This window comes from Bacillus sp. NPDC077411 (genome assembly GCF_044543425.1).
GTDB classification, from domain to species: domain Bacteria; phylum Bacillota; class Bacilli; order Bacillales; family Bacillaceae_G; genus Bacillus_A; species Bacillus_A bruguierae.
This window is the reverse complement of the sequence record NZ_JBITWA010000002.1, coordinates 340,297-363,191: the sequence shown is the minus strand read 5'-3', so window position 1 is coordinate 363,191 and position 22,895 is coordinate 340,297. Positions and strand designations below refer to the sequence as shown.

Genomic DNA, 22,895 nt, shown 5'->3' with positions numbered 1-22,895 from the left:
ATGAACGTGTGTACTTTGTACTGACACCACTGACAACTATATCACAACAAAATATCACAATCAAGTCGAAAATACATACATTGTCAAACTTTCTTTTTCATTGCTCTTTTTTTCTATGAAATCATTACTCACTCTTTATAACATTTCCATTTTTCATTCTGTTTACGCTAGTATTCCACTGAAAAAAATAGTTTTATGTCGATTTTTTAATTGGGATTTATGTATGAATCCCTTTTGATTTTTCAACATAGAGATTGCTGTTATGAAAAAAGAACCTGCACTCGCTTACTCTCTCTGGTTTTCACTGCGCATGTGGCAGAAAAAGGCCCTGACCGCTTCTATGCACGGTCAGTTCCTCTCTCCTCCCCCTAAAAAAGGATTTTATATCCGTTTTTCAGCTTGTATTTATATATGCTACTCCTACTAAAAAAAGCTCTTCTGCATTACACAGAAGAGCTTTTAGTCTATTGAAATTAGTTTGTTTTTAATTTTGCAAGTTCATGTAAAAACTTGTCATTTAATACTTTGATGTACGTTCCTTTCATACCTAAAGAACGAGACTCAATTACACCAGCACTTTCTAATTTACGAAGTGCGTTTACAATTACAGAACGTGTAATACCTACACGATCAGCAATTTTACTTGCAACAAGTAAACCTTCTGTTCCATTTAACTCTTCGAAAATATGTTCAATCGCTTCTAGTTCACTGTATGATAATGAACTAATCGCCATTTGTACAACCGCTTTACTACGTGCTTCTTCTTCAATTTCTTCCGCTTTTTCACGTAGAATTTCCATACCTACTACAGTAGAGCTATATTCAGCAAGAATTAAATCATCGTCTAAAAATTCTTGACCAAGACGCGCCAATACTAATGTACCTAGACGCTCACCACCACCAACGATTGGTACGATTGTTGTTAAACCTTGACCAAATAACTCTCTGTTTTCTACAGGGAACGCTGTATATTCACTGTTTACTTCTAAGTTTGGAGATGTTTCAGTTACATTGAATAAATTCTTTGTATACTCTTCTGGGAACTGACGCTCAGCAAGCATTTGTTTCATACGCTCGTTTTCGATTTGTTGGTGAATTGCATATCCTAATAATTTCCCGCGACGACTTACAACAAACACGTTCGCTTCAATTACTTCACACATCGTGTCAGCCATTTCTCTAAAGTTTACTGGTTTTCCTGCTGCGCTCTGTAATAACGCATTTAACTTTCTTGTTTTTGCTAATAATTCCATTTCTAAATTTCCTCCTACACATTATTCACATGCTTTTTAATCACTTGGAAACTAGGGCGAGTCACCTGATGATACTATTACAAAATAAACTGGCTCACATCTTTATTTTTAGCAATTGTCGCTAACTTTTCCTCTACATACTGAGGTGTTATCGTTACCTTTTCTAACGTAATTTCAGATGCTTCAAACGATAAATCTTCAAGAAGTTTTTCCATAATGGTATGGAGCCTTCTTGCTCCAATATTATCTGTGTCTTGATTGACTTGATAAGCAATCTCGGCAATCTTACGAATAGCTTCGTCAGAAAATTCAATTTCTATACCTTCAGTTTCCAATAATGCTATATATTGTTTCACTAAAGCATTATCTGGCTCTACAAGGATTTTCACAAAGTCCTCCGCTGACAATTTCGTCAACTCTACGCGAATTGGGAATCTTCCTTGCAGTTCTGGAATTAAATCTGACGGCTTTGACATATGAAAAGCGCCCGCTGCAATGAATAAAACATAATCCGTTCTTATCGGTCCATATTTTGTCACAACAGTCGATCCTTCCACAATCGGTAAGATGTCGCGCTGCACGCCTTCACGTGATACATCAACGCTATTCGATTGTTTACCAGCAATTTTGTCAATCTCATCAATAAAAATAATCCCAAGCTGTTCAGCACGATAAACGGCTTCTTGTGTAACTTCATCCATATCAATTAAGCGCTGTGCCTCTTCATTTGTCAAGACTTTTCTTGCTTCTTTTACAGAAACTTTACGTTTTTTCGTTTTTTTCGGCATAAAACTTCCAAGCGCATCTTGAAAATTCATGCCCATTTGTTCCATTCCCGTACCTTGAAGCATATCGAACATAGATGATTGCTGTTCCGTCACTTCAATTGTAATCATTTCTTCTTCGAGTAAACCCGAAGCAAGCTGCTTTTCCACTTCTTTTCGTTTTTGCTCAACTTCTCTCTCATCTTGCTGTTCTGATGTTGGAGCTGTGTTTTGATTTTGATATCCACCAAATAACATTTCTAACGGATTTTTAAATCCCGATTCTTTTTGCTTATGCGGCACTAAAATTTCAACAATTCGTTGGTTAGCTTGCTCTTCCGCTTTGTCTTTAACATGAATCATTTTTTCTTCTTTCACAATTCGAACGGAAGTTTCCACGAGATCACGAACCATAGATTCCACATCACGACCAACATAGCCTACTTCTGTAAATTTCGTGGCCTCTACTTTAATAAAAGGGGCACCAACAAGTTTTGCAATTCGCCTTGCTACTTCTGTTTTTCCAACCCCAGTCGGTCCAATCATTAAAATGTTTTTTGGTGCAATTTCATCACGAAGTCCTTCTGCCAATTTGCTGCGGCGATAACGATTTCTAAGCGCCACTGCAACTGCTTTTTTCGCATCTTTTTGACCAATGATATATTGATCTAGCTTTTCTACAATTTGTCGCGGAGTAAAATGTAAATGCATATAAAATGCCTCCCTTACAGTTCTACAGTTCTTCCACAATAATATTTTCGTTTGTATACACACAAATATTGCTAGCGATTTCTAAACTCGCCTTCGCAATTTCTCTCGCTGTAAAATGGGAACCTGCATGTTGTTTTAAAGCGCGTCCTGCTGCAAGTGCGTAATGTCCACCAGAACCAATTGCTAAAATGCCATCATCAGGTTCAATTACTTCACCTGTTCCTGAAACAAGCAATAGCGTATTTTTATCCATAACAATTAACATTGCTTCTAATTGGCGAAGCATCTTATCTCCTCGCCACTGCTTTGCCATTTCTACGGCAGCTCGCTGTAAATTACCATTGTATTCTTCAAGCTTTCCTTCAAACATCTCAAATAGTGTAAAAGCATCTGCTACAGAGCCTGCAAAACCAGCTAACACTTTACCATGAAATAACTTTCGAACTTTACGAGCTGTATGCTTCATAACAACAGCATTCCCAAGCGTAACTTGCCCGTCACCAGCCATTGCACATTCTCCATTATGGTGAATCCCAAATATCGTTGTAGCATGGAAGTTTCCCATAGCAAAAAAACTCCTTTATTTGTTTTTATCTGGCTATTAACAAGCAATTAAACCTTGAAATTCTGATAAATCAAAAAATAGTTAAAGGTTAACTACCCGTTAGAGCCTGATTGGTTCAACTAACTATTAGTGAGGAAGAAAAAGCCCTCTTCCATTAATAGAAGTTTCACTTTATAGCTTTTAAAAGCAATTTATGCGCGAGGATGGTGCATCATGTAAACCGAGCGCAATCTTTCTTTTGAGACGTGCGTATAAATTTGTGTCGCCGATAAATTCTCATGTCCTAATAATTCTTGTATAGCTCTTAAATCCGCCCCTTCATTTAACATATGGGTTGCAAATGTATGTCTTAACATATGCGGACTTATATGCATTGTAAGAGATGTTTTTTTTATTAGTTCATTTAAAACATATCGAACACCTCGATCAGTTAGCGGTGTGCCTTTCGCATTTAAAAACACCGTTTGCGAGTGTTCTTGCGATTTTTTCTCCAATTGTTTTCTCCCATTTTCTATATAAGTTACTAAAGCATCTTGTGCATAACTTCCGAAAGGAACATAGCGTTGTTTCTTTCCTTTCCCCATTACCAAAATCGTACCTGTTGAAAAATCAATATCCGTAAGCTGAAGCTTCACGAATTCGCTTACACGAATCCCCGTCGCATACATAAGCTCCAATAAAGCCTGATCTCGTTGCCCTAGTGGTTTAGAAGTATCCGAAACTTCGAATAACTTTTCTAATTCTTCATCGTACAAAAATTTTGGAATTGACCATTCTTTTTTGGGGAGCGCGGCAAGTGCAAATGGATTATCTTCCCGATATCCTTCACGCATCAAGAAGCGATACAGACTTCGTAAACTCGAGATTTTTCGTGCTACAGACTTCCTTGCTAACTTTTCATTATGTAAAGTTGTTAAATATAAACGAACATCAACGTACGTAACATTCTCAAAAGTCAAAATACCTTCTCGCCTCATAAATTGTACAAAATGTTCTAAATCATTTTGATAACTTGCAATTGTATATTTTGAATAATTTCTTTCAATTTGTAAATATCCGACGAATAATTGTAACATTTTATTCACATCTTCATTCATACTCTTCACCTCAATAAAGGCTACTAAATCGTATCACAATTTAGTAGCCTTTGCAAGAAATTTGACTAAATATTTACAAAATTTTGAATTGTTTCTAATGCGCGATTTGCATATGCTTCATTACGCTCTTGCTTCTTTTTAATTTTCTTTTCTAGCGGTGCAAATAGCCCGAAATTCGCGTTCATCGGTTGGAAGTTTTTCGCATTCGTCGTTGTAATGTAATTCGCCATACTCCCCATCGCTGTTACTGCTGGTAACACAGCCGGTTCTTCACCTTTCACAAGGCGAGCTGCATTTATGCCTGCTAACAAGCCCGAAGCAGCTGATTCTACATATCCCTCTACTCCAGTCATTTGTCCTGCAAAGAATAAATCATCACGATTTTTATATTGGTATGTTGGACGAAGTAATTTCGGTGAATTAATAAATGTATTACGATGCATCACACCGTAACGTACAATTTCTGCATTTTCTAGTCCAGGAATCAATTGTAACACTTCTTTTTGTGGTCCCCACTTTAAGTGTGTTTGGAAACCAACAATATTGTATAACGTTCCTGCTGCATCATCTTGACGTAATTGCACAACGGCATACGGTGTTTTCCCTGTTTTTGGATCTTCTAATCCGACTGGCTTCATCGGCCCAAATACTAATGTTTGTCTACCACGACTTGCCATTACTTCTACCGGCATACACCCTTCAAAGAAAATTTCCTTTTCAAATTCTTTTAATGGCACTGTTTCTGCAGCAATTAACGCATCATAAAAACGGTTAAATTCTTCCTCTGTCATCGGACAGTTTAAATATGCTGCTTCCCCTTTATCATAACGGGATTTTAAGTATACTTTCTCCATATCAATGCTATCTTTTTCTACAATCGGCGCTGCTGCATCATAGAAGTAAAAATAATCCTCGCCTGTTAGCTCTTTCAGTTGCGCTGCTAAACCTGATGAAGTAAGAGGCCCTGTTGCAATTACAGTAGGTCCTTCTGGAATTTCTGTAATTTCTTCATTCACTACCGTCACGTTCGGATGATTTTTCACATATTCCGTTACCTTAGCAGCAAATTCATGACGGTCAACAGCTAGCGCACCACCTGCTGGCACTGAACATTCGTCTGCTGCACGAATAATAACAGAATCCATACGGCGCATCTCTTCTTTAATTACACCAACCGCGTTTGTCAATGTATTTGCACGAAGCGAGTTACTACATACAAGCTCAGCAAATTTATCCGTATGATGAGCTGGTGTTTGTTTTACTGGTCGCATTTCATATAACCTTACTTGAACCCCGCGCTTTGCGATTTGATAAGCTGCTTCACTTCCCGCAAGACCTGCGCCAATTACGTTTACTACTTGTGTTGTCATATGTCTCACCTTTCTTTTTTCATTTCCCGAAAAAAATGTGAGCTGGTAGGCTCACATTTGTTGTTCTTCTTCATAATCACAAGAAATACACTGTACCTGAACGCCTTTTTTCAACTTCTTCTCAACAAGCATACCTTCACACTTTGGACATTTCCGACCAATTGGTTTATCCCAAGAAACGAAGTCACACTCTGGATATGTACCGCAGCCGTAAAAAAGACGTTTCTTTTTGTTGCTTCTTCGTTCAATAATTTGCCCTTCATTACATTTTGGACATGTAACACCGATTTCTTTTACAATCGGTTTCGTATTTCGGCAATCCGGAAAATTAGAACAAGCCATGAACTTTCCGAATTTACCCATTTTGAAGACCATTGGATTGCCACACAGTTCACAGTCTTCCCCGGCAGGTTCATCTTTAATTTCTACTTCGCGCATTTCTTTTTCCGCCTTTTCTAAACGCGGTTCAAAACCTTTGTAGAAATCATCGACAATTTGTACCCAATTTGCTTTTCCATCTTCCACTTCATCAAGATTTTTCTCCATATTGGCCGTAAACTCAATGTTAATAATTTCAGGGAAAAACTCTAAAATAAGTTCAATTACAATTTCGCCAAGTTCAGTCGGAACAAATCGCTTATTGTCTAACCCTACATACCCACGTTTTTGAATCGTTTCTAGCGTTGGTACATATGTAGACGGTCTACCAATTCCAAGTTCCTCTAACGTTTTTACTAGACGCGCCTCTGTATAACGTGGTGGCGGCTGCGTAAAGTGTTGTTTCGGTTCGACATCTTTAGAAAAGACTGTTTCCCCTATATCTAGATGCGGTAACATTCTATCCTTCTCTTCTGTCCCGTCATCTTTTGATTCCACGTACACCTTCATGAATCCCGGGAACTTCACAACAGATCCATGCGCACGAAATTGAACAGAATTGTTTATCAGTGTAGCTGTAACGGTATCCATTATAGCAGATGCCATCTGACTTGCAACAAATCGCTCCCAAATCAGTTTATATAAACGATATTGGTCACGACTCAAATAACTTTTTAGTTCGTCTGGTTTACGTAAGACAGATGAAGGGCGAATTGCTTCATGCGCATCTTGCGCATTTGGTTTTTTCGATTCTTTCTTTTTTTGTGCTCCTATGTAGTCTGCACCAAATGCTTCTTCAATATAAGAACGTGCTTCTTGCTGCGCAGTTTCTGAAATTCTCGTTGAATCCGTTCGCATATATGTGATTAATCCAACCGTTCCTTGCTTTCCAATATCGATACCTTCATAAAGCTGCTGCGCAAGCATCATCGTTTTCTTTGCTCGCATATTTAACTTTCTCGCAGCTTCTTGTTGCAGAGAAGATGTCGTAAATGGTAATGCCGGATTACGTTTCCGCTCTTTTTTCGTTACATTTTCAACCGAAAAAGCATTTTCTCGCATTTTTTCAATGATTTCATTTACTTGTTGTTCATTTGTTAATTCTACTTTTTCCCCGTTTATTCCATAAAAGGATGCTTCAAACGTCTCTTTCCCTTTTACAAATTCAGTTTTAATTGTCCAGAATTCTTCTGGGATAAACGCTTGAATTTCTTTTTCGCGTTCTATAATTAAGCGAACTGCAACAGACTGCACACGACCTGCACTTAATCCTTTTTTTACTTTCTTCCATAATAAAGGACTAATATTATAACCGACAAGTCTATCAAGTACACGTCTCGCTTGCTGTGCATCCACTAAATCCATATTAATTGCACGAGGGTGTTTAAAGGATTCTTTAATCGCATCTTTTGTAATTTCATTGAATACAACTCGGCAATCCGACTCCACATCTACATTCAGCGTATTTGCTAAATGCCAAGCAATCGCTTCTCCTTCGCGATCTGGATCGGCTGCAAGATACACTTTTTTTGCTTTTTTTGCCGCTGTTTTCAAATCTTTTAAAACAGGCCCTTTACCACGAATGGTAATATACTTTGGGGTGAAATTATTTTTCACTTCTATCCCCATTTGACTTTTAGGTAAGTCGCGAACATGGCCCATAGACGCGACTACTTTGTATTTTTTCCCTAAATATTTTTCAATAGTTTTCGCCTTAGAAGGCGACTCCACGATTACAAGGTAATCTGACATGCTAGTGCCTCCTTAAGAGGTGGATTCAAGTCTTCATCTTTATTCACACAAAAGTTCCTTCCTCAAAGTTCCTAAAACCTTTTTGGATGGATTATTGACTAATATTATTGATTTCTCTCGTTTTTGTCAATCAACAATGAATATAACATACAGTGACTATCTACTATTTGTCAATAATTGTTTAATAAAAAACATGAAATATACTTTATAAATTCAATTAAAAAGAGACATAAAACCCATTCTTTTTAGGTGGGCGAGAGCAACTGGCCATGTATAGGAGCGGTCAGGGCCTTTTTCTGCCACATGCAAAGTGCAAACAAAGGGAAAAAGCGAGTGCATACTCCTTTTTTCTGCATAGCAGTAATCTATATGTCAAAAAATCAAAATGGATTTATTTTATAATTTGAAAATTCTTCTATCACATCTTCGGCACATTGAATTAATTTTGCTCCTTGTTGAATGAGCTGATTCGTTCCAACCGCACTTTCAATATAATTAGGACCCGGCATAGCAAATACTTCTCTATTTTGCTCTAAGGCGTAATCTGCTGTTATAAGAGAACCACTCCGCACTTTCGCCTCTACTACAAGAACACCTTGACAAAGCCCGCTTATAATACGATTTCGTCTCGGAAAATACCATTTTTGCGGCGCATAATGCGGGGGATACTCCGTTACAAGCAAGATTTGCGCTTTCCATTTTTCATAAAAATCTCGATTCTTCTTTGGATACATATATTGTAAACCATGTCCTAATACTGCAATTGTCGCAAAACGGTGTTCTACTGCAATTTCATGAGCAATTGTGTCAATTCCATTTGCAAGACCACTCACGATTAGCCATTCATTGTTCATAAGCGGTTGTAAAATAGATTGTATGCTTCCTTTTCCATATAAAGACGGATTTCTCGTTCCAACAACAGCTAATTTTTTTGTCCATTGCAATATTTCCTTCTGTCCCTTTCCATATAAAATAAACGGGGGATCAGGAATTTGGCGCAATAAACTCGGATAATCATCATCCCATATCGTCATATAAAAAACGTGTTCATCTTGTAATTGTTGAATGCAAAAAGAAGGGGATGTTTTTTGGAGATAAGAAACAAGTGCAGAGGCTTTTTGCATAGGCAGCCCAAGATATTTTTCAATTTGAGGAGCTTGAAAGGAGTAAATTTCCGTTAACTGCGGATCAATAGCTAATAAACGCCTAAGTACTTTCCACTGATCTGCCAAGCAGTAATGAAGATGCAATAATCTTTCACGTTTCATATACATTCTCCTTACCCATAATTGTTATTATGTTAACTATAAAAAGGATAAAAGACACCCTCTTTTACAGAAGGTGTCTTTCTAAATAATTAATAATTTTTACAAGTTTCAAATAAGCCTTTTTCTTTTAAAACAGAAATTAAAGTTTCACCCATAACAGCTGGTGTTTCAGCAACTTTAATACCGCATGCTTCCATTGTTTTAATCTTTTCAGCAGCTGTACCTTTACCACCAGAAATAATCGCACCAGCATGGCCCATACGTTTTCCTGGAGGTGCTGTTTGACCACCGATAAAGCCGACAACAGGTTTCGTCATGTTCGCTCTTACCCATTCAGCAGCTTCTTCTTCTGCCGTTCCACCAATTTCACCAATCATAATAACAGCATGTGTCTCTTCATCTTCATTGAACGCTTTTAAAGCATCGATGAAGTTTGTGCCATTTACAGGGTCACCACCAATACCAACTGCAGTTGATTGGCCGATTCCTTCTTGTGTTAATTGATGTACAGCTTCATATGTTAACGTACCTGAACGAGATACGATACCAACATGACCTTTTTTATGAATGTATCCTGGCATAATACCAATCTTACACTCATCTGGCGTAATAACACCTGGACAGTTTGGTCCAAGAAGACGTGTCTTTTTGCCATGCATATATTTCTTAACATTTACCATATCCAATACAGGGATACCTTCTGTGATACATACTACTAAATCAATTTCTGCATCAACAGCTTCCATAATTGCATCCGCAGCAAAAGCAGGTGGAACGTATACAACAGAAGCATTTGCACCTGTCGCTTTTACAGCGTCTTCTACTGTATTAAATACTGGTACACCTTCGATTTCAGTACCACCTTTACCAGGCGTTACACCACCGACAATTTTCGTACCGTATTCAATCATTTGTTTTGTATGGAATAAACCTTGAGAACCTGTAATACCTTGTACAATAACTTTTGTATCTTTATTAACTAATACGCTCATTTTTTCTCCCCCACTTTCTATTAGCCTACTAGTGAAACAATTTTTTGCGCACCGTCTGCCATAGATTCTGCTGCAACAATATTTAAGCCAGATTCATTTAAAATTTTCTTTCCTAGCTCTACATTTGTACCTTCTAAACGAACAACAAGCGGTAATTCAAGACCTACTTGTTTTGTCGCTTCGATAACACCTTCTGCAATTACATCACATTTCATAATACCGCCAAAAATGTTAACGAAAATACCTTTTACATTTTTGTCAGAAAGAATAATTTTGAAAGCTTCTGTAACTTTTTCAGCTGTAGCACCACCGCCAACATCTAAGAAGTTAGCTGGGTCACCGTTATAATGTTTAATAATATCCATCGTTGCCATTGCAAGTCCTGCACCATTTACCATACAACCAATATTTCCGTCTAATGAAATATAGTTAAGGTCATACTTAGAAGCTTCTACTTCTTTCGGATCTTCTTCATCAAGATCACGAAGCGCTAAAATATCTTTATGACGATATAAAGCATTAGAATCAAAGTTTAATTTTGCATCTAACGCCATAACTTTTCCGTCACCTGTTGTAACAAGTGGGTTAATTTCTGCAATAGAACAGTCTTTTTCAATAAACGCACGGTATAAGCCCATCATAAACTTCACAGCTTGTCCAACAAGCTCGTTTGGAATATTGATATTAAACGCAATACGACGCGCCTGGAAGCCTTGCAGACCTACCGCAGGATCAATATATTCTTTAAAGATTTTTTCTGGTGTTCTCTCTGCTACTTCCTCGATTTCTGTTCCGCCTTCCTCAGACGCCATTAACACAACTTGAGAAGTCGCACGATCTAACACAAGACCAACATAATATTCTTTTTTAATATCGCATCCTTCTTCGATAAGTAAGCGCTTTACTTCTTTACCTTCAGGACCTGTTTGATGGGTTACAAGTGTTTTCCCTAAAATTTCCTCTGCATATGTACGAACTTCTTCTAAGTTCTTTGCTACTTTTACACCGCCAGCTTTGCCGCGTCCGCCAGCATGAATTTGTGCTTTTACTACACATACACTCGTTCCTAATTCTTTCGCTGCTTCTACAGCTTCTTCTACTGTGAAGGCAACCTTCCCGTTCGGAACACTTACCCCATAGTTTCTAAGGACTTCTTTACCCTGATACTCGTGGATATTCATGGTCCCATCCTCCCCTATTTTTCTGTTTTACTCGAAAAGTTTTTTAATGTTTTTAAACATTACATTAGTCATTGTATAAAATGATTGCCATGCTGTCTACAATAAAGTGTCAGAAAACTGAAATCGCTTTATTCTTTTTTTAAAAATAATAATGTTAATATACAAAAATAAAAAAATAAGCTGTGAATTCACAACTTATTGTTCAATCATATCTTTAATTGGAGCAAACGTTTTTCGGTGCTCATCTAACACACCATAAGCTTCAATCGCGTGTAAATGTTGTTTCGTTCCATAACCCATATGTTGCTCAAATCCATACTGTGGATACCGTTTTCCAAGTTCCTTCATCATACGATCTCTCGTTACTTTCGCAATTACAGATGCAGCTGAAATCGAAATACTTTTCGCATCTCCCTTAATAATAGACGTTTGCGGGATAGACGTCGGAAGTTCCATTGCATCAATTAGCAAATGCTCTGGTTTGCATGATAAATTACTTACAGCCTCTAACATCGCTTGTTTCGTTGCTTGATAAATATTTATCTCATCAATAACATGAGATGGAATAATCCCAATCCCAATTGCTAACGCCTGCTCTTTAATTCCATCATAAAACCGCTCACGCTTGGCCTCACTCAGTTTTTTCGAGTCATCCAAACCAGGCATATAGAAATCTTCTGGGAGCACAACAGCTGCCGCAACAACAGGCCCTGCTAAAGGTCCTCTTCCGACTTCATCAATACCAACAATAGATACAAGCCCATTTTGACGAAGTGTACTCTCATACGTTGACATCTTAGCGAATTTTTGTCTTTCTTTTTCTTTATCACCTTGCTGTTTTTTCCATTTTAAAATAAGTCTCTGCACACCTTTTCGTTCGTCTGCTAATAACATACTAAAACGCTCGTCGTCTTCTCGTTCAATTTCTTGTAATAAAGCTTCAATTTCTTGAATTGTTTGTTTTTTAGACATACGTAGTTCCTCCTACAAGTAAGAAAAGGTGCGCAATTGCGCACCTTTTCTCTCCCATTTAACAGCAGCAATTCTTATCTCTGCATTCAGAAAAATGAAAGATGCTAAACTAAAAATAACTACTCGTAAAATCCATCGAATGAGATGAACTAAATAGAAGTTTCGCTCTATGCTTCTTCCATTATTTCTTCTGGTGTCTCAAATGTCATTTTCCCAAGTTTACCAGCGCGAAGTTCACGAAGAACAAGTTCTGATGTTTTATCATAATCAACAAGTCCTCCGCCCATTAAACAGCCTCTATTTTTTCCAATCGCATCAAATAGCTCTACAATATCTTCTGGAATTTCATTTAACTTATAACGCTCTTTCAAACGTTCGGGATAATGTTTCTCCATAAAGCGAAGTGCATACACAACCACATCTTGCAAATTTAAAATAGAATCCTTAATCGCTCCAGTCGTTGCGAGACGAAGTCCAACCATTTCATCCTCAAATTTTGGCCATAAAATACCTGGTGTATCTAATAGTTCCATTTCTTTTCCTACTTTAATCCATTGCTGTGCTGTTGTTACGCCTGGACGATCGCCCGTTTTAGCAATATTTTTCTTCGCTAATTTATTAATTAATGTCGATTTTCCAACGTTCGGAATACCAACAATTAAAGCACGAATTGCTCTTGGTTTAATACCTTTTGCTATCATTTTATCAAATTTTTCTTTCACAAGTTCTTTACAAGCCGCTGTAATTTCTTTCATACCTTGTCCAGCTTGCGCGTTAATAGAGATTGCTTTATGGCCTTTTTCTCCAAAATAAGCGATCCATTCTTTTGTTACACGATCATCTGCCATATCCGCTTTATTTAAAACAACAAGTCTTGGCTTGTGCGTAATAATTTCATCAATCATTGGATTTCGTGATGATAATGGCAACCTTGCATCAACAAGTTCAATTACCACATCGATTAATTTTAATTTCTCTGTTACTTGGCGCCTTGCTTTAGCCATATGACCAGGAAACCATTGAATTACCATATTTCCACCTTCTTTTCTACATTCATTTTACAATACGTGCATCTTTTAACGGCCAATACAATATATTAGCTTTCCCAATTACCTGGTCTATTGAAATCGTTCCAATTGTACGACTATCCTTACTAAAACGGCGATTATCTCCTAATACAAATAATTCTCCTTTTGGAACTGTTGTCTTCCCTGTAATTTCTTCAAGCTTAAAATCATACGTTAATGGACCATCAGCAAGCTGCTTTTTCTGCTTCTCTAAATACGGCTCCTCATACGGCTTTCCGTTAATATAGAGTGTGTCATTTCGATATTCTATCTGATCACCAGGCAAACCAATAATACGTTTAATGTAATCTTTATCTTCTGTCGCTTGAAACACAATGATATCAAAGCGTTTTGGTTCTCCAATGTGATAACCTATTTTATTGACAATCATACGATCACGATCATGAAGAGTCGGTGCCATAGATACACCATCTACAAGAATCGGTGCAAAGAAAAACTGTCTAATAATCCAAGCTAAGACAACAGCAATCAAAATAGCTTTTGTCCATTCCCAAAGCGTACTTTTTTGTTTCGTCATGCGATTCCCCTCCACGGTTATGTAAGCTGTTTATTATATGTAAGTAAAAACACAGCTAGATTGGAAAAAGGGAGCTTGCAAATACAAGCTCCCATACATGTCTTATCGAATTTCTTTAATACGTGCTTTTTTACCGCGAAGGTTACGTAAGTAGTACAACTTAGCACGACGTACTTTACCACGGCGAAGTACTTCGATTTTCGCGATTCTTGGCGTGTGAACTGGGAATGTACGTTCAACACCTACACCGTAAGAAATCTTACGAACTGTGAATGTTTCGCTAATTCCGCCACCACGACGTTTAATTACAACACCTTCAAAAATCTGAATTCTCTCACGAGTACCCTCTACTACTTTTACGTGTACGCGTAAAGTGTCACCAGGACGGAATGAAGGTAAATCAGTTTTTAATTGATTTTTTGTAATTTCTGCGATTAATTGTTGCATATTCAATTCTCTCCTTCCAAACAGATGCTCATACAAAGTCATTTCATAAATTGCAGCGGAACACCGTTGTTAACGGCTACTCTCTATAAGTAGCACAAGTGTTATAATAGCATATTGCTCAGTTTGTTGCAATAGCATTTTTTACTTCTTTTCTTTAAATTCTGCTAACCATTTTTCCTCTTGTTTAGATAAACTACGTTCCCCTAATAAATCAGGGCGACGCATAAAGGTACGGCGCAATGATTCTTTTTGACGCCATTCTTCAATATATTTATGATTTCCAGACAGAAGTACATCTGGTACTTTCATTCCACGAAAATCCGCTGGTCTTGTATAATGCGGATGTTCTAGTAACCCTGTACTAAATGAATCTTCTATTTGTGATTGTTCATTTCCTAAAACATCAGGTAATAAGCGGACAACACTATCTGTAATAACCATAGATGCCAATTCTCCGCCTGTTAATACATAATCACCTATTGAAATTTCATCGGTTACAAGATGCTCACGAACACGCTCATCATACCCTTCGTAATGGCCACAAATGAAAATTAGATGTTCTTCTTCAGCTAATTCTTCAGCTTTTTTTTGGGTAAAACGCTCTCCTTGCGGACACATTAACACAACGCGTGGTTTACGTTCCGTTTCCTTTGTTAACTCTTCTACCGCATCGAAAATGGGTTGTGGTGTTAATACCATTCCAGCTCCGCCGCCGTACGGGTAATCATCCACACTATTATGTTTATTAGTTGAATAATCACGAAAATTAACAACTCTTAGCTGCACTGCTTCTTTTTCTTGTGCTTTTTTTAATATAGAAGAACCAAATACACCTGTAAACATTTCTGGAAACAATGTTAAAATATCAATTTTCATTACAGTAATCCTTCCATCACATGAATGGTCACAAGCTGTTCATTGATGTTTACTTGTAAGACAACTTCCTCAATATACGGAATTAAAATATCTTGGCCTTTTGGCTGTTTAATGACCCAAACGTCGTTTGCGCCAGGAGAAAGAATTTCTTTAATTGTACCAATTGTCTCTCCGTCTTCTGTTACAACTGTACAACCAATAATTTCATGATAATAATACTCTCCTTCAGCCAATTCTCCAAGCTGGTCCTCTGGGACTTTTAATAAAGAACCTTTCCACTGTTCTACTTCATTTACATTGTTATAGCCTTCGAATGTCAATAAATCAAAAGACTTATGACTACGATGAGAAGTAATCTTTACAGCTAATGGCTCAGCGCCCTTCTCTTGCCATATGTATAATATGTTTCCTATTTTATAACGCTCTTCTGGAAAATCTGTACGCGAAACGACACGCACTTCTCCTCTAACACCGTGAGTATTTACAATTTTTCCTACATTAAACCATTTCGTCATAAACAGCACGTCACCCCTGTTCGTTATATGTCGTTAGCATCTCCATTCTCTTTGCTGAAGATGCGATTTATCTTAAAATGTTAAAAAAGGGTGAGGAACAGATCCTCGCCCTTTTTATACTTATTGAATTTCCAGCGTGACTTTTTCATTTTGATGATGTCCCGCTGCATATAAGATCGTTCGAATTGCTTTTGCAACTCGCCCTTGTTTCCCAATGACTTTACCCACATCCTCAGGATGTACGGTTAATCGATACTTCATCTCTCCGTTGTACAGTTCCTGTGTAACCTTTACATCTTCAGGATGATCCACAAGGGGTTTAACAATTGTTTCGATTAACCCTGACATAGCCATTGCTTCAATTACTTACCTTGTTTAGATAAGTGGAATTTCTCCATGATGCCTTGCTTAGAGAATAGGTTACGAACTGTATCAGATGGTTTCGCACCGTTTCCTAACCATTTTAATGCTGCTTCTTCATTAATTTTAACTTCAGCTGGCTGAGCAACTGGATTGTAAGTTCCGATTTCCTCGATGAAACGTCCGTCACGAGGAGAACGAGAATCTGCAACAACTACACGATAGAAAGGAGATTTTTTAGCTCCCATACGTTTTAAACGAATTTTAACTGCCATTTATAAAGCACCTCCGAATATATTTCACACAGATAATAATATTAGCAAAAAGAGTGACCCTTTGTAAAGTATAATTTCTTAACAGAGCCATCTTTTTTTCCTTACATAAATGGAAACTTCAAACCACCTAGTCCTTTTTTCTTACCTTTTTGCATACCAGACATCGTTTTCATCATCTTTTTCATATCTTCAAATTGCTTCAAAAGACGATTGATCTCTTGCACAGTTGTACCACTACCTTTAGCAATACGTTTCTTACGACTAGCGTTAATGATTTCCGGTTGTTCACGCTCTAATTTTGTCATCGAGCGAATAATCGCTTCGATGTGTCCGATTTGCTTTTCATCAACTTGGACATTTTTTAATCCTTTAATTTTCCCAGCACCAGGAAGCATATTTAATAGCTCATCAAGTGGTCCTAATTGACGCACTTGTCCTAATTGCTCTAGAAAATCATCCAACGTAAAGGAAAGTGTGCGCATTTTTTGCTCAAGTTCTCTTGCCTTTTCTTCATCAACTGTCGCCTGCGCCTTTTCAATTAACGTCAGAACATCACCCATACCTAAAATACGCGATGCCATGCGTTCTGGATGAAATACCTCTAGTGCATCTAATTTCTCACCCATACCAGCAAATTTAATCGGTGTGTTTGTAACAGCTTTAATAGATAGTGCTGCACCTCCGCGCGTATCACCATCTAATTTCGTTAATACAACACCTGTTAAACCTAGCTGTTCATGGAAACTTTGCGCAACGTTTACCGCATCTTGTCCTGTCATTGCATCAACAACAAGGAAAATTTCATCCGGCTTTGTTACTTCTTTCACTTGTGCTAATTCATCCATAAGCTCTTCATCGATATGCAGTCGACCTGCTGTATCAATAAGAACATAATCATGATGATCTTCTTTTGCTTTTGCAATTGCTTGCTTTGCGATTTCAACAGGACTTACTTTGTCTCCTAAAGAGAAAACTGGCATATCCAATTGCTTACCGAGTGTTTCAAGCTGTTTAATTGCCGCTGGACGATAAATGTCAGCTGCAACAAGCATCGGTTTCCGATTATGCTTTTTACGAAGTAAATTCGCAAGTTTACCTGTTGTCGTCGTTTTACCCGCACCTTGCAATCCAACCATCATAATAACGGTTGGCGGACGGTTAGAGACAGCAATTTTACTCTGCTGGCCGCCCATTAATTCTGTAAGTTCTTCCTGTACCACTTTAATAACTTGCTGTCCAGGCGTTAAACTTTTCATTACATCTTGTCCGACAGCACGCTCAGACACACGTTTAACAAAATCTTTTACTACTTTAAAGTTAACGTCTGCTTCCAAAAGAGCAAGACGAACTTCTCTCATCATTTCTTTTACGTCGGCTTCAGATACTTTCCCTTTACCGCGAATTTTTTGCATTGTCTGTTGAAGTCGGTCGGCTAATCCTTCAAATGCCATATTGCCGCCCTCCTAATCTAAATTTTCGATAGCTTCAACAACTTGTTTTACTTGTTCATCTACATGCTCTTCTTCGCTGATTAGCTGCTTTAACTTTGCAACAAGTTGCTGCCTTTCTTGAAACTTTTGAAGTAATAATAACTTTTCTTCATATTCTTCAAGCATCGCTTCTGTCCGTTTAATGTTATCATACACTGCTTGGCGGCTTACTTCAAATTCTTCTGCAATTTCACCAAGCGATAGATCATCGAGATAGTAAAGTGACATATAACTTCTTTGTTTTGGCGTTAACAACGATTGATAAAAATCAAACAAATAATTCATTCTCGTTGTTTTTTCGAGCATGTTGAATCACCCTTTGTTAAGTGAATTACCTTTACATGAATTAGTTTACATGGAGAGTAAATGTGTGTCAAGTTTTTTTCTTAACAACTTAATTTAAATTCAAAAAGAAAGAGCGATAAACACCGCTCCCTCTTTTTCTACTTATTCCACTGCTGTTTCTACAAGGTCCGCAAATAATCCATATACATATTGTTCTGGATCAAATGCTTGCAAGTCATCCATTTGTTCTCCCAGACCAACAAATTTCACCGGTACATCCATCTCATTACGAATCGCCAATACAATTCCACCTTTAGCAGTTCCGTCCAATTTTGTTAGGACAATACCCGTTACATTTGTTGCCTCACGGAATGTCTTCGCTTGGCTTAAACCATTTTGTCCTGTTGTTGCATCAATGACAAGTAGTACTTCATGAGGAGCACCAGGAACTTCACGTTCAATTACACGTTTTACTTTCTCTAACTCTTTCATTAAGTTGACTTTGTTTTGCAAACGTCCCGCTGTATCACATAACAAAACATCAACTTTTCGCGATTTTGCAGCTTGAATTGCATCATACATAACAGCTGCTGGGTCAGAACCTGATCCTTGTTTAATTACATCTACACCAACACGTTCCCCCCACACTTCTAGCTGCTCGATTGCACCAGCACGGAATGTGTCGCCAGCTGCCAATAATACAGATTTTCCATCTGATTTAAATTTATGTGCCATTTTTCCAATAGTCGTTGTTTTTCCAACACCGTTTACCCCGACAAATAAAATAACTGTCAATGCGTTTTCTTGCACATTTAATTCATTATTAAAATTACCGTCACCTTTATAAATCTCAACTAATTTTTCAGAGATAACAGCTTGCACTTCTTTTGGGTCTTGAATATTACGATGCTTCACTTCGTCTCTTAATTGGTCAATTAACTCCATTACTGTGGACACACCCACGTCCGCACCAATTAAAATTTCCTCTAACTCTTCGAAGAACTCTTCGTCAACTTTACGATAACGATATACTAAATCATTTACTTTTTCAGCAAAAGAGTTTCTCGTTTTCTCTAAACCTTGTTTAAACTTCTCTGTTACCGTATCTGTTTGCTTCGAAATTTTTTCTTTTAATTTTTTAAAAAAACTCATTCTTTCCCATCCTTCCTATTTGCTCGTAACAAGCTCTTCTCCATCATCTAAACGAACGGAAACAAGCTTGGACACACCAGACTCTTGCATCGTTACACCGTATAATACATCAGATTCTTCCATCGTACCCTTTCGATGTGTAATAACAATAAACTGCGTTTCATTACTAAATTTTTTCAAATACTGCGCAAAACGAGCAACATTTGCTTCATCTAGTGCAGCTTCAACTTCATCTAGCACACAAAACGGTACAGGACGAACTTTTAAAATACCAAATAGCAACGCAATGGCTGTCAATGCTCGTTCTCCTCCAGAAAGAAGACCTAAATTTTGTAACTTTTTCCCTGGCGGTTGTGCAACAATATCAATTCCTGTATTTAATAAATCTTTCGGGTTTGTCATAACTAAATCTGCACGCCCACCGCCAAATAATTCACTAAATACAAACTGGAATTCTGTGCGAATTGCTTCGAACGTATAAGAAAAACGTTTTTTCATTTCTTCATCCATTTCGTCAATTACTTGATGCAACGTTGTTTTCGCTTCTTGCAAATCATCCCGTTGCTCTAATAAGAACGTATGACGCTCAGATACCCGCTCAAATTCATCAATGGCACCTATATTTACTGTACCGAGTTCTTCAATGGATAATTTAATTAATTTCACTTTTTTACGAGCTTCCTCGCTAGACATTGTCATCGTATATTTTTGTTTTGCAGCTTCAAAAGAAATGGTATACGTTTCCCGTAAATGTTGCAAGCGATTTTCTAACTCCACGTCTAAACGATTTATTTTCACTTCTTGATCTTTTAATACATCAAGCAAATATTTATGCCTACGTTTTGCTTCTTTTACCTCTAACTCTAGATGTTCTAATCGCCCTTGTAAATCAAGACGTTGTTCACGGCGTGAGCTAATTAATTCCACAGTTTGATTTCTATCGTGCGTTTTCTTTTCAATCATACTTGTAATTTGTTCTTCGCCGCTAGAATTCGATGTCATTTCTTGTTTTAAGAATGCTAAATCTTCTTTTGTCTTTATAAGATTCTTTTTCGTTTCATCTCGTTCTTTTGTAAGGCGTTCTACTGTCTCTTTTTGGTTTGATAATCGTTGTTGCTCTTCAGCTGCTTGTACTTTTAGCTCTGTAATCTCTTTCTGTACTTTTTCCTTCGAAGAATGCTGCTCGCTCTTTTGTTTTGTTAACTCTGTAATCGTTATATCGAGTTGCATAATTTTTTCTTGCAGCTCAGTAAGCGTTTCTTCTAGCTCAGTTTTTCGCCCTTGTATCTTTGCTTGATCTTGCAAAAATCCTTCTAGCTCTAAATCATAAATAGATAAACGCTCTTTAATGCGATGTTCTTCTAGCTCTAACTGATTCATTTCTTCTTTGTACTTTTGTTCGTCTACACGCTTTTCATCAATATATTGTCGAAGTTCCTTCAACTTCACTTCTTTTTCTTGTATTTCTTGTTTTAGCGCTCTAACATAGTTCTCTAGCTTCTCAGTCTTTTCTTCCATATCTATCAACTTTTCATTCCACTCTTCCAATTCTCGTTGACGTCCTAATAAAGAAGAATTTGTTTGCTTCACAGCACCGCCTGTCATTGAACCTCCTGGATTTACAAGATCTCCTTCTAATGTAACAATACGATAACGATACTGCAGCTGCTTTGCTAATTCATTTGCTCCTCTTAAATCATGGGCAACTATTACTGTACCTAATAAATTTGTAATCACATTTCCATATTTATTATCATACTGTACAAGCTCCGAAGCTATCCCTATAAATGAAGGATGCTGGTTTATAATACGAAGTTGCTCTATATTAAGCGCTCTGCCTTTTATAACACTTTGTGGTAAAAAAGTCGCACGGCCATGGCGATTTTGCTTTAAGAATGTAATTGCACGGCGCGCATGTTCTTCTGTTTGTACAACCACATGCTGCATTGCTGCTCCAAGTGCAATTTCCATCGCCACTTCATATTTTTTCGGTACAGTAAGAAGTTCTGCAATCGCACCTTCAATACCATGCAACTTGCTGTCACGCGCCTTTAATACTTCACGGACACCTTGATAAAAGCCCGAATAATCTTCTTGCATTTCTTCAAGCATTTCTTTACGAGAACGAGCTTGCTGAACATATTGATATGCTTGATACAGCTTGGTCTCATTTTCACTATATTGCTCTTTACATTTCCCAAGCGTAGCTTCCGTTTGCTGCATGCTCGACAACAGATTTGTGATTTGATCTTTTATATGTTCATATTTTTCAACAAAAGTTGATTTTTGCTGTGCAATCGCTATGCCCATCTGCACATATTTTTCATTTTCTTTATCAAGACGCTGATTTTTGAAATCTCGCTGTTTAAATTGTTCCTCTAACATAGAAAGTTCATTTCGATAGCTAGCTTGTTGATTTAAAAGTTCAATATAATCACCTTTTAAATGTTCAATTTTCTCATCCAAATTTTGTTCATATGTAGACAACAATTGTTCGCTGTCATGTAACTTCTGTTCTAACTCTTTCACATGACTTGCTAATTTTATTAATTCCCCTGTTCCTTGCATGGCACTTCCTTCATATGCAGAAACTTTTTCTGTTAATTCATGAATGAGTGTTTCTAACTGCGCACAATGTGTTGTTGCATTGCGCTTTCTTTCTTTCAGCAGTTCACGTTGTCCCTCTAACTTTTCAAGTTCTTTACTAGAAAGAAGAAGAACCTCTTGTAAAGATTGAACAGACTCATCAATAGCTTGTACATTTCCACGTACTTCTTCTAAATCCGCTTCATTTTTTTGAAGCAGTGTCGATAACTCCACTTCTTCATCTTTGTTATGTTCAAACTGCTCACGAAGCGCTTCCCATTTTTCATGTAATTCTTCAATTTCATACACAATTAATGCCGCTTCGACTTTTTCTAGTTCATCTTTTTTCTCTAGATAATCTTTCGCAATAGAAGCTTGTCTTTCAAGAGGTTCTACTTGTGTACTTAATTCATGAATAATATCTTCTACACGATTTAAATTATCTTGTGCCTCTGCTAATTTCCCTTCTGCTTTCTTCTTGCGAATTTTATATTTCAACACACCAGCCGCTTCTTCAAAAACACTACGGCGGTCTTCTGCTTTACTACTTAAAATTTCTTCCACTTTACCTTGACTAATAATAGAAAACGCTTCACGCCCCATACCGGAGTCCATGAATAAATCAACAATATCTTTTAAACGACAAGACTGTTTATTAATAAGAAATTCACTGTCCCCAGAACGATATACTCGTCTCGTTACGCTTACTTCGTTATATTCAATTGGTAAACGTTGGTCCTCATTATTTAATGTTAATGTTACTTCTGCAATATTTAACGCTTTACGTGTATCACTTCCAGAAAAAATAATATCTTCCATTTTCGCACCGCGCAGCGACTTTACAGATTGTTCACCAAGTACCCAACGAATTGCATCTGTAATATTACTTTTCCCGCTTCCATTTGGACCTACTACAGACGTTACGCCTGGTACAAAGTCAATCGAAACACGTTCCGCAAAAGATTTAAATCCAACTATCTCTAACCGCTTTAAAAACACGA

Annotated in this window: 22 protein-coding genes; 1 reads left to right on the top strand and 21 read right to left on the bottom strand. The window is 37.4% G+C overall.

From position 1 onward, the window contains the following. Window positions 1-262 precede the first annotated feature (262 nt). The gene (locus ACIGHG_RS05225; RefSeq protein WP_170857638.1) at window positions 263-427 is read left to right on the top strand and encodes a hypothetical protein; all 165 of its coding nucleotides are present in this window, start codon (window positions 263-265) and stop codon (window positions 425-427) included. Between the two features lie 46 nt (window positions 428-473). Here ACIGHG_RS05225 and codY read toward each other — a convergent pair whose 3' ends face one another. The 21 genes from codY to smc all read right to left on the bottom strand — a co-directional run bounded on the left by codY (window position 474) and on the right by smc (window position 22,893). Further along, window positions 474-1,253 carry a GTP-sensing pleiotropic transcriptional regulator CodY gene (gene codY, locus ACIGHG_RS05220; protein WP_090912755.1) on the bottom strand — a complete coding sequence of 260 codons (780 nt, stop codon included), beginning with the start codon at window positions 1,251-1,253 and terminating at the stop codon, window positions 474-476. A 77-nt stretch (window positions 1,254-1,330) separates the two neighbouring features. Continuing rightward, window positions 1,331-2,728, bottom strand: a complete 1,398-nt coding sequence (gene hslU / locus ACIGHG_RS05215; RefSeq protein WP_090912751.1) for an ATP-dependent protease ATPase subunit HslU — start codon at window positions 2,726-2,728, stop codon at window positions 1,331-1,333. 22 nt (window positions 2,729-2,750) lie between these two features. Further along, on the bottom strand, window positions 2,751-3,293 hold the full coding sequence (gene hslV, locus ACIGHG_RS05210; RefSeq protein WP_090912750.1) for an ATP-dependent protease subunit HslV: 543 nt from the start codon (window positions 3,291-3,293) through the stop codon (window positions 2,751-2,753). Between the two features lie 191 nt (window positions 3,294-3,484). Beyond that, window positions 3,485-4,390: a tyrosine recombinase XerC gene (gene xerC, locus ACIGHG_RS05205; RefSeq protein ID WP_336473206.1), complete on the bottom strand. Its 906-nt coding sequence runs from the start codon at window positions 4,388-4,390 to the stop codon at window positions 3,485-3,487. Between the two features lie 65 nt (window positions 4,391-4,455). Beyond that, window positions 4,456-5,760, bottom strand: coding sequence for an FADH(2)-oxidizing methylenetetrahydrofolate--tRNA-(uracil(54)-C(5))-methyltransferase TrmFO (gene trmFO, locus ACIGHG_RS05200; protein WP_336473205.1), 1,305 nt, complete (start codon window positions 5,758-5,760; stop codon window positions 4,456-4,458). Window positions 5,761-5,811: 51 nt separating this feature from the next. Further along, window positions 5,812-7,890 carry a type I DNA topoisomerase gene (gene topA, locus ACIGHG_RS05195; RefSeq protein ID WP_336473204.1) on the bottom strand — a complete coding sequence of 693 codons (2,079 nt, stop codon included), beginning with the start codon at window positions 7,888-7,890 and terminating at the stop codon, window positions 5,812-5,814. A gap of 380 nt (window positions 7,891-8,270) precedes the next feature. Continuing rightward, window positions 8,271-9,158 (bottom strand): DNA-processing protein DprA, encoded by an 888-nt coding sequence (gene dprA, locus ACIGHG_RS05190; RefSeq protein ID WP_336473203.1) that lies wholly within the window; start codon window positions 9,156-9,158, stop codon window positions 8,271-8,273. A gap of 89 nt (window positions 9,159-9,247) precedes the next feature. Then, window positions 9,248-10,150 carry a succinate--CoA ligase subunit alpha gene (gene sucD / locus ACIGHG_RS05185; protein WP_396547437.1) on the bottom strand — a complete coding sequence of 301 codons (903 nt, stop codon included), beginning with the start codon at window positions 10,148-10,150 and terminating at the stop codon, window positions 9,248-9,250. Between the two features lie 20 nt (window positions 10,151-10,170). Beyond that, the gene (gene sucC / locus ACIGHG_RS05180; RefSeq protein ID WP_336473201.1) at window positions 10,171-11,331 is read right to left on the bottom strand and encodes an ADP-forming succinate--CoA ligase subunit beta; all 1,161 of its coding nucleotides are present in this window, start codon (window positions 11,329-11,331) and stop codon (window positions 10,171-10,173) included. A gap of 195 nt (window positions 11,332-11,526) precedes the next feature. Then, the gene (locus tag ACIGHG_RS05175; protein ID WP_336473200.1) at window positions 11,527-12,303 is read right to left on the bottom strand and encodes a ribonuclease HII; all 777 of its coding nucleotides are present in this window, start codon (window positions 12,301-12,303) and stop codon (window positions 11,527-11,529) included. A gap of 167 nt (window positions 12,304-12,470) precedes the next feature. Then, on the bottom strand, window positions 12,471-13,334 hold the full coding sequence (ylqF, locus tag ACIGHG_RS05170) for a ribosome biogenesis GTPase YlqF (protein WP_336473199.1): 864 nt from the start codon (window positions 13,332-13,334) through the stop codon (window positions 12,471-12,473). 22 nt (window positions 13,335-13,356) lie between these two features. Beyond that, window positions 13,357-13,908 carry a signal peptidase I gene (gene lepB / locus ACIGHG_RS05165; protein ID WP_090912732.1) on the bottom strand — a complete coding sequence of 184 codons (552 nt, stop codon included), beginning with the start codon at window positions 13,906-13,908 and terminating at the stop codon, window positions 13,357-13,359. 102 nt (window positions 13,909-14,010) lie between these two features. Beyond that, complete coding sequence (rplS, locus tag ACIGHG_RS05160) at window positions 14,011-14,355, bottom strand: 50S ribosomal protein L19 (protein WP_035428999.1); 345 nt, start codon at window positions 14,353-14,355, stop codon at window positions 14,011-14,013. 141 nt (window positions 14,356-14,496) lie between these two features. Further along, window positions 14,497-15,231, bottom strand: coding sequence for a tRNA (guanosine(37)-N1)-methyltransferase TrmD (gene trmD / locus ACIGHG_RS05155; RefSeq protein ID WP_336473198.1), 735 nt, complete (start codon window positions 15,229-15,231; stop codon window positions 14,497-14,499). Continuing rightward, a complete protein-coding gene (gene rimM, locus ACIGHG_RS05150) occupies window positions 15,231-15,746 on the bottom strand; it encodes a ribosome maturation factor RimM (protein ID WP_336473197.1) in 516 nt (171 codons plus the stop codon). The genes trmD and rimM overlap by 1 nt, the downstream gene beginning before the upstream one ends. A gap of 120 nt (window positions 15,747-15,866) precedes the next feature. After that, window positions 15,867-16,094, bottom strand: a complete 228-nt coding sequence (locus tag ACIGHG_RS05145) for a KH domain-containing protein (RefSeq protein WP_090913677.1) — start codon at window positions 16,092-16,094, stop codon at window positions 15,867-15,869. 14 nt (window positions 16,095-16,108) lie between these two features. After that, on the bottom strand, window positions 16,109-16,381 hold the full coding sequence (rpsP, locus tag ACIGHG_RS05140; protein WP_090912726.1) for a 30S ribosomal protein S16: 273 nt from the start codon (window positions 16,379-16,381) through the stop codon (window positions 16,109-16,111). A 101-nt stretch (window positions 16,382-16,482) separates the two neighbouring features. Further along, complete coding sequence (gene ffh, locus ACIGHG_RS05135; RefSeq protein ID WP_090912724.1) at window positions 16,483-17,832, bottom strand: signal recognition particle protein; 1,350 nt, start codon at window positions 17,830-17,832, stop codon at window positions 16,483-16,485. Between the two features lie 12 nt (window positions 17,833-17,844). Further along, entirely contained in the window at window positions 17,845-18,177 is a 333-nt protein-coding gene (locus tag ACIGHG_RS05130; protein WP_020059181.1) for a putative DNA-binding protein, read from the bottom strand. A 141-nt stretch (window positions 18,178-18,318) separates the two neighbouring features. Then, entirely contained in the window at window positions 18,319-19,308 is a 990-nt protein-coding gene (gene ftsY, locus ACIGHG_RS05125; RefSeq protein WP_336473196.1) for a signal recognition particle-docking protein FtsY, read from the bottom strand. Window positions 19,309-19,323: 15 nt separating this feature from the next. Continuing rightward, window positions 19,324-22,893, bottom strand: a complete 3,570-nt coding sequence (gene smc, locus ACIGHG_RS05120) for a chromosome segregation protein SMC (RefSeq protein ID WP_396547509.1) — start codon at window positions 22,891-22,893, stop codon at window positions 19,324-19,326. Window positions 22,894-22,895 lie beyond the last annotated feature (2 nt).

What these genes read in the sequence shown, in the direction of transcription:
- lepB (WP_090912732.1), bottom strand. Translation starts at nt 13,908, where the DNA reads ATGACGAAACAAAAAAGTACGCTTTGGGAATGGACAAAAGCTATTTTG.
- ACIGHG_RS05175 (WP_336473200.1), bottom strand. Translation starts at nt 12,303, where the DNA reads ATGTCTAAAAAACAAACAATTCAAGAAATTGAAGCTTTATTACAAGAA.
- ACIGHG_RS05145 (WP_090913677.1), bottom strand. Translation starts at nt 16,094, where the DNA reads ATGTCAGGGTTAATCGAAACAATTGTTAAACCCCTTGTGGATCATCCT.
- rimM (WP_336473197.1), bottom strand. Translation starts at nt 15,746, where the DNA reads ATGACGAAATGGTTTAATGTAGGAAAAATTGTAAATACTCACGGTGTT.
- trmFO (WP_336473205.1), bottom strand. Translation starts at nt 5,760, where the DNA reads ATGACAACACAAGTAGTAAACGTAATTGGCGCAGGTCTTGCGGGAAGT.
- xerC (WP_336473206.1), bottom strand. Translation starts at nt 4,390, where the DNA reads ATGAATGAAGATGTGAATAAAATGTTACAATTATTCGTCGGATATTTA.
- ACIGHG_RS05130 (WP_020059181.1), bottom strand. Translation starts at nt 18,177, where the DNA reads ATGCTCGAAAAAACAACGAGAATGAATTATTTGTTTGATTTTTATCAA.
- hslU (WP_090912751.1), bottom strand. Translation starts at nt 2,728, where the DNA reads ATGCATTTACATTTTACTCCGCGACAAATTGTAGAAAAGCTAGATCAA.
- ACIGHG_RS05225 (WP_170857638.1), top strand. Translation starts at nt 263, where the DNA reads ATGAAAAAAGAACCTGCACTCGCTTACTCTCTCTGGTTTTCACTGCGC.
- hslV (WP_090912750.1), bottom strand. Translation starts at nt 3,293, where the DNA reads ATGGGAAACTTCCATGCTACAACGATATTTGGGATTCACCATAATGGA.
- ylqF (WP_336473199.1), bottom strand. Translation starts at nt 13,334, where the DNA reads ATGGTAATTCAATGGTTTCCTGGTCATATGGCTAAAGCAAGGCGCCAA.
- codY (WP_090912755.1), bottom strand. Translation starts at nt 1,253, where the DNA reads ATGGAATTATTAGCAAAAACAAGAAAGTTAAATGCGTTATTACAGAGC.
- rplS (WP_035428999.1), bottom strand. Translation starts at nt 14,355, where the DNA reads ATGCAACAATTAATCGCAGAAATTACAAAAAATCAATTAAAAACTGAT.
- dprA (WP_336473203.1), bottom strand. Translation starts at nt 9,158, where the DNA reads ATGAAACGTGAAAGATTATTGCATCTTCATTACTGCTTGGCAGATCAG.
- rpsP (WP_090912726.1), bottom strand. Translation starts at nt 16,381, where the DNA reads ATGGCAGTTAAAATTCGTTTAAAACGTATGGGAGCTAAAAAATCTCCT.
- sucC (WP_336473201.1), bottom strand. Translation starts at nt 11,331, where the DNA reads ATGAATATCCACGAGTATCAGGGTAAAGAAGTCCTTAGAAACTATGGG.
- trmD (WP_336473198.1), bottom strand. Translation starts at nt 15,231, where the DNA reads ATGAAAATTGATATTTTAACATTGTTTCCAGAAATGTTTACAGGTGTA.
- ftsY (WP_336473196.1), bottom strand. Translation starts at nt 19,308, where the DNA reads ATGAGTTTTTTTAAAAAATTAAAAGAAAAAATTTCGAAGCAAACAGAT.
- sucD (WP_396547437.1), bottom strand. Translation starts at nt 10,150, where the DNA reads ATGAGCGTATTAGTTAATAAAGATACAAAAGTTATTGTACAAGGTATT.
- ffh (WP_090912724.1), bottom strand. Translation starts at nt 17,832, where the DNA reads ATGGCATTTGAAGGATTAGCCGACCGACTTCAACAGACAATGCAAAAA.
- topA (WP_336473204.1), bottom strand. Translation starts at nt 7,890, where the DNA reads ATGTCAGATTACCTTGTAATCGTGGAGTCGCCTTCTAAGGCGAAAACT.